This is a genomic window from Candidatus Pantoea gossypiicola (assembly GCF_008632075.1).
GTDB classification, from domain to species: Bacteria; Pseudomonadota; Gammaproteobacteria; order Enterobacterales; family Enterobacteriaceae; genus Pantoea; species Pantoea gossypiicola.
Genome location: NZ_VWVM01000013.1, coordinates 84759 through 97015, shown reverse-complemented (window position 1 = coordinate 97015; position 12257 = coordinate 84759). Strand labels below are relative to the sequence as shown.

Genomic DNA, 12257 nt, shown 5'->3' with positions numbered 1-12257 from the left:
CCGATGTGTGCGGATGTGCGGATGTGCGGATAAGAGAGGATAACGCGCCCACAGAGTTTTATGTTTCTGCTATTCGGGTCCGATAAGCACGCTGTAAATTTCAGCCACCACCTGCATCGTTGCCTCTTCAATGCTCCCTTCATTGCGACATAAAAACCAGCCGTTGCTGGCAATTTCCTGTTCAAACGCGCGGGTGCAGGCGATATGTTCTTCCAGTCGGTAAATTACCGTACTTCCCAGTCCACGCGACCGGGCTGCGGCTCTTTCCCAGGAAATTTCCGGTGCAGTGACCACCCCGACATGCAGATCTGGCGCGCGGACCTTGTGCTCACGGTTTAGCTGCAGAATCTCTGTAAAAGGAACCATCCGGCGAAACGCGGCATCCGATGGATACCAGCGATCCATCAGAATAACGCTGTCCTGCGGCTGTTTAGCCAGTACGTTCTGCGAAATCCAGGCGCGGCTGACGGCAAAGCGCTGACAGATGTCCCATTCCAGATCTGCCGAGGGATCTCTGGCAAGCCGGTTAACCAGCGCCATGGATTCCGCCCTGAAAGGATCGCTCTTTTTCTCGCTGAGTCGGATCACTTTCATGTTGTCTGCCCTCAGCACGTGCGTGATGGCCTCCAGCAGCGTGGTTTTACCGGCTCCCTTGGGGCCATCCAGAGAAACAAACAGTTGACGACTCATGTCAGGAGTGACGATTGAGTCAGGATTTCAGTAAAAGATACATCTGCCAAAAGCATGTTATTTCCTGGGGTGAGAAGCGGATATTTTCTTAAGCCGTCGGCCATCTTTGCGAGAACAGAATTGAGGCGTATTCACAGACAATGATGGATACGCTAAAACTGGCTCTGCATGGCAGGCTTAATCACCCTCTTTTCTGGTGCATGAATTAAAACCTGCGTCCTCTAGTTTACGGGAACAGCCAGGTAAACAAAAAGATCCTGATTAAGTCTGCAAACGGAGGGTTTGAGAGAAAAACGGACCTGAACGCATGCGACTCTCATGTAATTGCAGGCCATAAATCGTTTCTGACAGGGAATCGCATCGCTTCAGTTAACCCGTAACGGATAACATTTTGTCCAGTTGTAGTTGACCTTTGCCAGCGTCAGTTCTCCGGCGACATCCCCAAAATCAACTGTCTGACGTTCCAGAAAATAGCGACGTAAGGTTACGGGTAAAAATGCCGCGTTGTAGCGCAGCAGGGTGCTGTGCCAGAAGGGGGCCGGTAATGGGCTGCCCGAATGACGCATCATCAGCTCATTTTCCCAGTCAGAATCGAGCACTTTTTCGCAGAATGACTGGCGCATGGTTACAGCAGGATTTTCAGGGATCCCTGCGAGCAACAACTGACCGGGCAACGCAACGAGCCGGAGATCCCTGATAACGATTTTCTTCGCCTCAAATCCGGTCCAGATAGCCGTCAGCTGATCCACTTTATCGGGCAACGGCGCGTTTTCGTGATAGAGCGGCAGGGTCAGAGGTAAAAAGGTAAAATGAAAACCGTCTGCTGGCAGAACATCGGCCAGCGGATCATCTCTGGTAAGCTGTTGCAGTTCACGCAGCAGACGTGAGACATCAGAGGATACAGATGGCTGTATGCCTGTTGCGAGAGCGAGTTTTACCGGATCGTAGTAATTCCCTTGCCTGATATCGCCAATGCCTGCATTTTCTCTCCACATCGCAACGGTTTTTTCATTTGCAGAACGGTAAATGTTGTGCAGATTCATCGATTTCATATCAGACCTTTTGCCATTTAAATCAGCTTGTCGTTAAAGATATTTCTGTCTGACGTTTCAGGCTACCTGATTAATCTGATGGCCGCAGACCTGCAAAGGCATTGTGGTGCTCCGCTACAGAAATCCTTTCAGTAAAGCTATTAAGGCCACTGCCAGTCTGTTTTGTACTGTTCAGCGAGCGTCTTGCATAACTAAGGCTGAATGACCTTCCCCTGTTCATCAAGCAGGTCTGTCAGGAGTGCTGTGCCATCATCTCCCACGCGGAATGCCCCGTATCGTGCCTGCGCGAAACGCTCGCCATGACCTTCCTGAAAGAAATAAGCGTTGGTGCCGACGGTCAGCGAGCCGGAATGTTGATGATATTTCACCCGTAACTGATTTGCCTGCAGCGGCTCACCCTGATCAAACCGGGCCTGAATCGCATGACGCTGCGCATCGAGATCCACAATCAGAGCCCCGCTGGTGGGCAGGCATGGAGATGACCGCGCCGCGCCGCAGGCCACCGCCTGTTGATATAGCGTCTGCTCCAGCGGTCGGGTGAGGGCATAATTCAGCGCCATGTAATCACCCTGCATCAGGGAGCGCGGGTCAACCGGTGCCAGGGATAAAATCATGATCGCGCCCTGTTTCAGTAATTGTTCTTTTTGCCAGATGCTGACATTGACGGCCACCAGCGCCAGCGCTATCACTGCGCCTGCCAGCCATCGGCTCTTTTTACGCATTCTCACTCGCACCTCCGATTTTTGCGGGTAACACTTTTGCGACGACCCACGCCAGCCCCAGCAAAACCAGACCGCCAGCCAGCAGTAACAGTGTTTTCTGCAGCAGAGTCACCTCAAGGAAGTAATACCAGCCAATGACATACAGCACCATGAACCCGGCACTGACCACCATCAATCCCGGACTTCCCAGATAACGCGCCATCAGAATCAGCCACAAGCCCAGCCCGATACCCGGCGCATAAAGGGCGGCAGCTCCGCAGATAAGGGCGGCGGGCAGTGTGATTATCGAAAACAGCGGCTGACCGATCCTTTTCTGACTGAGCGCACTCAGCACTAAACCTGCCGCAATACCGGTGCCTGTCGCAGACTGAAGCATAGAAAACTGCCCAGGAGACCAGAAGAAATCCATCAGAACCGCCGCGTTTATCCCAGGGAAACTCAGCAGCATCAGACCCGCCGGGATGCCATACAGCAGGAGATGTACGGCGTCAGCATACCGCCCTGCCAGTAATCTCAGTTGATGACTGACAATCCAAAGCCACAAAAACATCACCGCTGCCACCAGCAGGGAAACAGCAACGCAACCTGCCGTTGGCGACAGGTAGTGCAGGGAAAGTAAATAGCCCGCCAGCACCAGGAAAAAAGTCAGGGCAGTGATGGCCATAAAGCGGTAAGTGCGGTCAGGCATCGCCACCGCCATCGCCGCAAGAATCGGTAACGCGCTCAGTGAACTCAGCATCATAAAGCTGACGTCATCGCTCTTGATTTGTAACACAACGCCTAAAATCAGCCCGCACGTCGCCGCAATGGCCCATGCCAGCCCGAGGTGATACTTACCGTCACGATCGCTGCGTAACAGGCCGCGGGCAATCACGGCGAGCACGAGTGAAGGCACGATAAGGGTGACAGCATTCGGGTCGTCGAGCAGGTCAGTGCTATAGAGCACCAGCGCCATCAGTAACAGAGTGATGATCGCGGCGACCCAGCCTCCGATGCTCAGCGCCAGCCTCAGATACCAGGGCAGATCGAATGCGTGACCGCGTTGCTGAATCTCCCTGATCTGTGCGTCGCTCAGCAGGCCCTGCTGACGCAGGGCATCTGTCAGTAAGGTCAGTCTGGGCGGAGCCTGATCGAACGGTCCCTTTTCAGCCAGTTTGCGCTGCCACTTCAGCAGGATCGAGCCATTTGCCGCTACCCAGAAAATCATCATGACGCCGGTCAGATAAAGGTCACCCGTAACATAGGCCACCAGGAATAACTGCATGATCAGTGCGCAGCCCACAACTGTCAGACTGGCGATGCCTATTGTCAGCATACAGAGATCAACATGGCGATAACGGTACAGGTAATAGCCTGCCAGCAGGGTAACCATCCAGCCGCCCGTCACTAACGTAAAGTGGTTACCACCGTGCCAGTCAGAAATATTCCCGGCCACGATGGCGGTCAGCAGCAGTAGTAAAAATCCCGCCATGACGCGTGAGAACCAGCGGCTTGCCAGCCAGCTCTCAGGGTGATGCGTTATTGCCCGCCAGGCCAGAACTTCCCTGATAATCAGGCAGGCTGCCAGCAGCGCCAGATAGCCGTGCAGCACTGTCGTCGGGAGCCGGAAGAGGCTGTCAGACACGGCGAGTTCCAGCAGTGACGTCGGTAACGTGGTGGTGTAGTAGAGCTGGAATGCCAGGTTAGCGACCAGCCAACTGCAAAACCACAGGCTGTTTTGCCGGGCAATCAGCGCCAGCGGCAGAAGAACGCATAACCAGGCCCGAAATAGCTCCCAGCTATCTGCACCCGTCTGATAAATCTGTCCGTAAAGCGCAAAGAGAGCACCGAAACTTAATCCTGCTGCCAGCAATGCGCTGCGTGCCAGCGTGCTGTACCAGCGCCACCAGACTACTACCGCCAGCGCGACGATCAGCAGTTCGGCCAGGGCAAATTTCGCCATTTTCGGCAGCCAGGCCCAGTTCCAGGCAATAAAAAACACCGATCCAGCAACCAGTGCCAGCAATCCCAGACAGCCAAGCACCGGGATAAGAAACTGACGCCACTGCGCATCTGACGGCCTGATACCACAGAAAGCAAAGATGCGCTGGCATGTTTCCGGGCTCATGCTTCCTGCTTTGATGAGACCAGCAATCTGACGGCAAAGATATGCTGCCGTTCGTGATGGCATCCCGGTTATCTTATCGGCCGTAATCTCCCACATACTTTCCCTGCCTCTGTTTGCGGTGTGACTTTGATGATGATGTTAACCACGGTTCTTCCCTGTTATGGCGCTTTGATGAGCGGCAGATAACTTTGCTGAACAAATGTAAACATCTTTTCCGGGATATAACAGCGTAAATCAAAGGCGGGGAGTGAACGCTGCGCGATCTGTCGCATTGTTATGATCAGGAGCACCGCGGCCCTGTTTTGGTAGCCTGGAAATGACATTCGCCCCGACGAATTCTAACCCTGCAGGCAGGCTTTACTGCTTACTATCTGAGATACCGCATTGCTGAAATGCCAGGAAAAAAAACGCAACCGTTCAGTCACTGGCCGCTGACTGCAACGGTGAAGACGGCTGGTTTCGCCAGATCTTCAAGGTTTAAGATGCGCTGCTGAGAGTACGAGCAACTGTATCACCTGCTGTGAGCAATCAGAAAAGCCAGCGTCCCGCACGGGCTGACTCAATAAACATTCTTATAGTCAGTGGCTCTTTATTATGTTTTACGGGGGTACGTGAGAACAGTGAGGAGTTTTTCCAGGGGAAATAAGCAGCGAGATCGAAGCCTGCTGGCTGCACGTTAAAATCTTTAAAAAACTTCTCCGCCATTTCAGCGATATCATCCGCTTCATACTGCTCCTGCAAAATGTCATCCTCGCCGATTTCAATTTTCTTGAAAAGGAACGTCGTCACCAGCGGCAGTTCACGCAAAATGAATTCGCGCACCGCATCAGGGGTTACTGTCATAATATTCACCAAATTTTATCTTCAGGCCGCACAATCATGTTGTAGCGGTGGACGGTGCGGAAACTGATTTGTGCAACATCGTTTGCCAGAATCACCCATCCGACAACAGGTACGGCCCTGCCAACGAATGCTCCCAGGTTGTTAACCCAGAAAATCTTCAGCCCACGCAAACTGAAAGATTTGGCGGTCAGCGTTGGCAGAATGCGGCGCCGGAATTTGTAAGAAAGGTGTTTGCGGAAAAAGATAGACGCAACGGAAGTACCGGGAGTTGCCGTGTTGGGTTTCCCGGGTACGTCGATATTATTGTTGCCTAAAATTAGTCCCGTAATGGCCACAATATCCTGCACGCCCAGCTGTTTTTGTGTCTCATCTACCAGCACCCAGAACAGCAATTCCTGCGGCGTCAGATTCGGCAAGCCATTGAAATAATACGTACCACCCAGCTGCTCTGTTGTATCCATACCTGCTAATCCCTTTAGTCAACTGGTTAACGTATTTTAACTTTACCATCTGTGTGACAGGTTGTTAATCCATTACCGGGTCGTCTGTAAGTCGGGCTTTTGCGTTTCAAAGGCCGGCACCTCAATAATCTGCGGTGCATGCAGCCGGGAAAACCTGCAGGCGAATCACGTCGTTCTGATGCAGGTCAATCAGCACCGAGAGCAGCGAACTTTAATCACGCCGGGCGATGCGGTTGCTTTGGGGGTGATCAGGATGTCGCGCATGCTCTGTCGGGTGCGTTCGATGTCCGTGAGAGCTTCGCCAATTTCTGGCTCGTACTGAAACCAGCCGCCTTCCTTAAACACGGCGGTGGTGCCGTTTTCCGGGTAGTCAGGCTGCGGGAAGGCATCGAATAAATGGTGGGCAGCGCAAATGTAGTTTCAAGATTGCCGCCCAGGCTCAGCAGCATAACCTGTTTATCGACGGTAGGCTGTCACCATGTGCGGGTGCTGGCAGCACGCAGGGTGAGCCAGTTAATCCAGTTGGTTTCAAGGTCGCCCGTTTTCACCCGGCACAGCTAGTTCACCGGATCCACTTTGAACCTGGTGCCGGTGCATATCAGGTTGGTTATAAGGCGCATGATTTTAGTAAGTTGAATATTCATAAAAGCATGATGCCGTAAAAAATATTTATATAAAATTAGTATTCATTGTGTGATATCTGATACAAATTACCTGTCATAGTCTTTAAAGGGCGATAATTAATGGACATCGATAAAATAAATGCCTTCCTGGCCACAGCAATTGGCAGTCTGATGTTCAAATGGCTTGCTGGGGCAATTAAAACCTTATGGGGATGGCTAAATAAAATTTATCCAGAAGAAAAGTTTTTAACCGATGATTTAAACATATCGGCTCCGCTGATCAGGATGAGTTACTGTAAATATCGAAAAAACACTAAAGCAAGGACAAAAAAGGCAAATTACATTCAATCCACTTTCGGTTTGGTGTTTATAATCGTCTTCACATCTTTTCTATTTTCATTCAGCGCATTACTTTTAAAGGGGCCAGTCCTATGGATAGATTATACCTACTCAGCAACACATGATAAATTCTGGATAAAGCCCGGTGAAGCAAAAAATCCTTCGAATGAAGAAATCTGGAAAATCACTCCAGAGACCTGCCTGTCACCTTCTGAACTCAAAGTATTAGCTGGCATCCATGGGCAAACTAAGGATTTTATTTGTAGATATATGCTTTTGAGCGAAGAAAAAGAATCTTTAGCGAAAAGCACGCGTAAAACATCCATATCCATAATGGTAATGTCACCTATCATTATTTTTTCCTGCCTATACTTCATATCGCTTGGGACAGGGATGATTATTGACATATACATAACAAATAGAATAACGAAGTTTAATCATACTGAAGCAAAAAAAAGTTTCGAGTACCTAACGTAACTTTCTGGGATAAGAGAGAGTTAAGTAGAATGGAAAGTATGTTTTCTTCAACTCTCTGACTAACCCCTGGCAGCGGACGTTCAGCATATTTCACCATCGGAACTCGACGGCTTACCCGGTCCCGCAGGCCGTAGTGATTGACGCGGGCCAGCCACTGCACCACCGGAACAAAGGCAACCTCAGCGGCGTCTGCACCTGCCTGCGCTTTAAGATATTTTCAGTTTTCAGCTTCGTAAACATTCCGCGACGGACGCAACCAATTTTGTTGCGGGCGCTGACTCAGCGGGGTTCTTATGCGGTGTCGTCAAGGGACTGTTGTGCGATGATGTTCCCTGCTGAACGCGACGCAAGTGGTGTGCTTACTCCTGCATCCATGTCTTACGTACCGCCGGTTCCAGCTGTGAGAAAAGCGCAGTCAGCCAGGCATCCACTTCATGCAGTTCAGCCACGTCTCACCATCCAAAACTCCTCCTCCGGCTCCGCCTCAATATGTGCTCTTACGTTCTCAACCATCACTGTCACGCGCTCGCTTAGCTTCAGGTCCATGCTGATGTCGCAGCGGTCATTTGCCAGAATGTTGACATCAAACGAAAATAATTTCTTACGCGCCTAACTATTCTGCCGCGCGTCTTTCTAGGTTTAGCGTAGCTATATAAGCACCCGTGCCATCAGCAGGTTCTGTTCACCTGTAAAATCAGTAATTCCCACGCTCAGCGTGTAGCGATATACCAACCACAGGGAGACAGCGGACATGGGAAGCATTTGGCCGTTGTCCAGAAACGGCTTAATCCCGCTTTGTTAAAGTTGGAATAATCAACCTGTTAACTTGCAATGTTTCCCGGTGATTTCATTTTTCTGTCATTTTTGTTCTTTAGGCTCGTGGCTTTCCTTAACGGATATAAAAATATGAAAATAAAAGCGATTTCTCTGGTTGTCGGTTGCGCACTCTCTTTATCAACATTAGCGGCACAGCCGAAGGTCGAACGCTACATCGTCAGTTTCCCCGAAGGAGCGCGCGTGAGCTACAACGGTGCCTTCGCCAGCGCATTTCCTCAGGGTCTGCCGGTGGGTATCGGCTCTGGTTTGCTGTTTAACGGTAAGCAGGGAGATGCGCTGACCTTTGTTACCGTCACCGATCGCGGGCCCAATGCCGACTCGCCTGATGTGGGTAAGAAAGAATCAAAAATATTCGTTACGCCAGGCTTCGCGCCACTACTGATGAATATTCGGGTACAGAATGGAAAAGCCGAGGCCACAGATGCCCGACCATTGCATGACGATAAGGGCAACGTTAACGGATTGCCGTTGCAGGATGGCGTCATCGGCTCAACCAATGAAGTCGCGCTAAGCGATACGCTGAAAGCGCTGCAGGGCGATAACCGTGGTCTGGATACGGAAGGCGTTACGCCGGATGGCAAGGGCGGATACTGGCTGTGTGATGAGTATGGCCCGTTCCTGATTAACGTAGATGAGCGCGGTAAAATCCTGGCGATTCACGGGCCGCAGGCCGCCGAAGGGGAGAAATCCATCGCAGGCGGTCTTCCGAACATACTCAAATGGCGTCAGCCAAACCGTGGCTTTGAGGGGATCACCCGCATGCCCGATGGGCGTATCCTCGCCGCGGTGCAGAGCACACTGGATATCGACGGGAAAAGCAAAAAGCAGGCGCGCTTTACCCGCCTGGTGAGTTTCGATCCGGCGACCGGGAAAACTGCAATGTATGGATACCCGATCGACAGCGCGGCTTACAGTAAAAACAGTGACGCAAAGATTGGTGATATCGTGGCGATCGACAATCAGCATATCCTGCTGATCGAACAGGGCAGCGACAAAAACGATGCGATGCGCAACCTTGTCTATAAGGTGGATCTCAGCTCCGCTACCGAGCTTTCAGCATTTGATAAGCCCGGTGAATATCCGGAGTTCGATGACGAAAAAGCGCTGGTGAAGCGCGGCATTAAGTTTGCCGCTAAAAAGCGGGTGGTTGATTTACGTCAGCTCGGCTGGCAGCAGGAGAAAGCTGAAGGGCTGGCGATGATCGACGATAAAACGCTGGCGGTCACCAATGATAATGACTTTGGCGTGAAAGCGGTGATGCAGAATCCGGTTGAAGGTAAGAAGCGTAAGGATTATCGGGTGACGGAGCAGGGGACGCTTACGGTGGATGACAAGCCGGTTGCCACGACCATCGGTCTGAGGCCGCTGAAGAAACCGGAGTCAGACAGTGAGTTGTGGATTATCACGCTGGCGGAAGCGCTGAAATAAGATTCAAGGAGATAAAAGTCAACGTCCGCTTTTGCCTGTGAGTTGAACTGATAGACGCAACATACTTATTGAACCGTTCTGCGGGAAATTCATCGGTCAAGGCAAAAAATCGCGCGGTGTTGAACTCAGAATTGAACGGAAAGCAGCGGTATAGGACGCAGGACATGAAAAGCCAGGCTCGTAAGCGACCTGTTTGACTGGAATACCATTCGCGAGTTGATCCAGCGAAGCATAAATCCTGGCTCTTTGCTTCCAGGTTCTGAAACTAAAGCCCGTATCTTTAATAAACAATCGCGAAAAGGTACGTTCTGACATCGCCGCTATAAAAGCGAGGTCACTCATCGATGCTTCCCAGCGTTGGTTAACCACTAGTTCCCTTACAGCAGAGAATAAGCGCTCATTATTTGGCATTGGAAGTGCTGTAGTTAATGGTTGAGTTTCGCTGAGTAATCCAGAAGCAACAGGGCCATCTTGCGCTGACTCGGTCTGTTGTAGTTCTCATTGAACAAACCTGCTATCAGTTCTTTCACCAGTGGCGTCGCCGTAATGACGTGTACCTGGTCACTCTTCGTAAAATTGGTGCATTCTGCGATAAGGCTGCAACTAAAATAGACAGCCCGCAGATCGGTATGAGACAGCAAATTGTAACTATGGATCTGCAGAGGCGGCAGCCACAATGCACGCTGAGGGCGGATAACCCATCGGTTGTTTTCCGTTTCAACCAGCATGACTCCCCTGGTGGCATAGAGCAACTGTACCTCAAGATGATGATGGGGAGGATCGGTTTCTCCACGTTGATAGCTTATAGCCGTGCCAGACCAGCCAGGAACGTCTTCATGTCCTGGCGCTTTATCTATACTACCTGGCATTTCAGATTCAGACCCTGCCACTATGATACGTAAATCGGAACCATCCGGTGTACGAGCTCACTGGATGGAGAATGTTTATCGCCAGATTATCACAGGTATAACAGGAGCCTATCTTAATGCGGGTACACTTTATCGTACATGAACGTTTCGAAGCGCCAGGGGCATATGAAACATGGGCGAGAAAACGGGGTCATGATGTGACTTACTCACACTTATACGCAGGTGATGCGTTGCCAGCCGACGCCCAGGGCATCGATTTACTAATCGTTATGGGCGGTCCACAAGATCCAGCCACAACATCTGAAGCGTGCCCGCACTTCGATTCAAAAGGTGAGCAGGCGCTGATTGCCTCCGCTGTTAAAGCCGGTAAGGCTGTGATCGGTATCTGTCTGGGATCACAGTTGATCGGTGAAGCGCTCGGTGCGCCGTTCGCCCATAGCCCGGAAAAAGAGATTGGCAAATTCCCGATTACCCTGACTGAAGAGGGTAGAAGGGATGCGTTGTTCTCTCACTTTGCGAAGTCGCTCGACGTCGGCCACTGGCATAACGACATGCCGGGTCTTACTCCGGAAGCAAAAATTATTGCTTTCAGCGAAGGCTGTCCGCGCCAGATCGTTTCATATTCAGACCGTGTGTTTGGGTTCCAGTGCCATATGGAAATGACGCCGGATGTTGTTGAGCTGCTGATCGCGCATTCTGACAAAGATCTGAGCCGTGCTGCAGAATACCGCTTCGTTGACACGCCGGAAAAACTTCGGGCGCATGATTACAGCGAAATGAATCAGGTACTCTTTGAATTTCTGAACAAGCTGGAAAAACGTTATAAAGCCGCTCAGGCATAATGTCATTCCGGATGTAAACTGTTGCCGGTTTTATGACAGAAAGCGGGTGTTGAGTATGAAGAGGGTTATGGCTTTCCGTAAGATTGACTTGCCGCCGACCTTCCTCTTCTCAATCATCCATTCTCAGCCTTACTTTTTTATATCTGCTTACATTCCCAGACTGGCCAGCAGGTCGTCTACATCATCCTGACTGGCAGGGGTTTCTGATGAGGAAGCGGGTTTAGACGGCGCTGCGCGCTCGGTCGTGCCATGTGAGCCGGTGTTATCACGGATGACCTGTATCAGTTGCTGCTCAGCCTGATTCAGCACGGCCATCATCGCCTGGACTATCTGTCCGGTGAGATCCTGGAAGCCCTGTGACATCATAATCGCGTGCAACTGCTGTTGTGTCAGACCTGTGATACGGGGCACCTCATTAAGCAAAGCAACAGTATCAGCAGCTAATGCCTGATCCTGTTCTTTGTCCGACGGATTCCCGGAAGTGGCATCCCAGCGTTGAGTGAGCTTCTCCGCTTTTTCGCCCAGTTCGGTTTGCAGAGGCTGCGTGATCTCCACGCTATTGATGACGCCCTCTGCGGCTTCACGGGTCATAGTGACCACATAACCCAGCCTTTCACGGGCGTTCGGGATACTTCCCGCCACATCGGCAATGGTTTTATCAAGCCCAAGCTGTTGCAGACTGTCGCGAAGCTGCCGCAGGATGTAGCCAGCACGCGCCGTGATTTCGCCAATTTCCTGCTGCTTACTATGAGTGTCGGATGGTGACATAAATATTGTTTCCTGCGGACAGAGTTTCGATATCTGAGGTTATCGGCAGAATCCGGCGGTTTTTTAAATTTCCTGTGATTTTTCCCATAGGACAGAGGTATCAGAATGTTAAGAAGACGCCACAGTGCGGATATTGCCAGGTTTGAGTAAGGGAAAAATGTGGCTGAATAGCTGTGTTTACACCGCGGGCTTTTCTGCC

General features: G+C 51.1%; 10 protein-coding genes and 4 pseudogenes. 3 read left to right on the top strand and 11 right to left on the bottom strand.

All coding sequences use genetic code 11. From position 1 onward, the window contains the following. Positions 1-69: 69 nt before the first annotated feature. The 7 genes and pseudogenes from F3I20_RS16660 to F3I20_RS24205 all read right to left on the bottom strand — a co-directional run. The gene (locus tag F3I20_RS16660; protein ID WP_150037949.1) at positions 70-690 is read right to left on the bottom strand and encodes a dTMP kinase; all 621 of its coding nucleotides are present in this window, start codon (positions 688-690) and stop codon (positions 70-72) included. A gap of 365 nt (positions 691-1055) precedes the next feature. Beyond that, positions 1056-1742 carry a hypothetical protein gene (locus F3I20_RS16655; protein ID WP_150037950.1) on the bottom strand — a complete coding sequence of 229 codons (687 nt, stop codon included), beginning with the start codon at positions 1740-1742 and terminating at the stop codon, positions 1056-1058. Positions 1743-1933: 191 nt separating this feature from the next. Next, positions 1934-2464, bottom strand: coding sequence for a GDYXXLXY domain-containing protein (locus tag F3I20_RS16650; RefSeq protein WP_150037951.1), 531 nt, complete (start codon positions 2462-2464; stop codon positions 1934-1936). After that, positions 2457-4667 (bottom strand): DUF4401 domain-containing protein, encoded by a 2211-nt coding sequence (locus F3I20_RS16645; RefSeq protein ID WP_150037952.1) that lies wholly within the window; start codon positions 4665-4667, stop codon positions 2457-2459. Before F3I20_RS16645 ends, F3I20_RS16650 begins: the two co-directional genes overlap by 8 nt. Positions 4668-5099: 432 nt before the next feature. Then, positions 5100-5423 carry a DUF1493 family protein gene (locus F3I20_RS16640; RefSeq protein ID WP_150014268.1) on the bottom strand — a complete coding sequence of 108 codons (324 nt, stop codon included), beginning with the start codon at positions 5421-5423 and terminating at the stop codon, positions 5100-5102. Beyond that, positions 5420-5875, bottom strand: a complete 456-nt coding sequence (locus F3I20_RS16635) for an STM2901 family protein (protein ID WP_150014266.1) — start codon at positions 5873-5875, stop codon at positions 5420-5422. The genes F3I20_RS16640 and F3I20_RS16635 overlap by 4 nt, the downstream gene beginning before the upstream one ends. Positions 5876-6175: 300 nt before the next feature. Further along, positions 6176-6519 (bottom strand): annotated as a pseudogene (locus F3I20_RS24205) (phage baseplate assembly protein V); the annotation flags it as partial. A gap of 99 nt (positions 6520-6618) precedes the next feature. Here F3I20_RS24205 and F3I20_RS16625 point away from each other — a divergent pair. After that, positions 6619-7314 (top strand): hypothetical protein, encoded by a 696-nt coding sequence (locus tag F3I20_RS16625; protein WP_150037953.1) that lies wholly within the window; start codon positions 6619-6621, stop codon positions 7312-7314. Here the strand turns inward: F3I20_RS16625 and F3I20_RS16620 are convergent. Next, a pseudogene (locus F3I20_RS16620) lies at positions 7271-7763 on the bottom strand (phage virion morphogenesis protein). The gene F3I20_RS16625 and the pseudogene F3I20_RS16620 sit on opposite strands and share 44 nt — an antisense overlap. Next, positions 7756-7908, bottom strand: a pseudogene (locus tag F3I20_RS24600) (phage tail protein); the annotation flags it as partial. The pseudogenes F3I20_RS16620 and F3I20_RS24600, both read right to left, overlap by 8 nt. A 312-nt stretch (positions 7909-8220) precedes the next feature. Here F3I20_RS24600 and F3I20_RS16610 point away from each other — a divergent pair. Further along, positions 8221-9579 (top strand): esterase-like activity of phytase family protein, encoded by a 1359-nt coding sequence (locus tag F3I20_RS16610; RefSeq protein ID WP_150037954.1) that lies wholly within the window; start codon positions 8221-8223, stop codon positions 9577-9579. 96 nt (positions 9580-9675) lie between these two features. Here the strand turns inward: F3I20_RS16610 and F3I20_RS24450 are convergent. After that, positions 9676-10448 (bottom strand): annotated as a pseudogene (locus F3I20_RS24450) (AraC family transcriptional regulator). Positions 10449-10564: 116 nt separating this feature from the next. Between F3I20_RS24450 and F3I20_RS16595 the strand changes: the two are divergent. Continuing rightward, on the top strand, positions 10565-11290 hold the full coding sequence (locus F3I20_RS16595) for a type 1 glutamine amidotransferase (RefSeq protein ID WP_150014256.1): 726 nt from the start codon (positions 10565-10567) through the stop codon (positions 11288-11290). A gap of 147 nt (positions 11291-11437) precedes the next feature. Here F3I20_RS16595 and F3I20_RS16590 read toward each other — a convergent pair whose 3' ends face one another. Next, positions 11438-12058, bottom strand: coding sequence for a protein phosphatase CheZ (locus F3I20_RS16590; protein WP_150014254.1), 621 nt, complete (start codon positions 12056-12058; stop codon positions 11438-11440). Positions 12059-12257 lie beyond the last annotated feature (199 nt).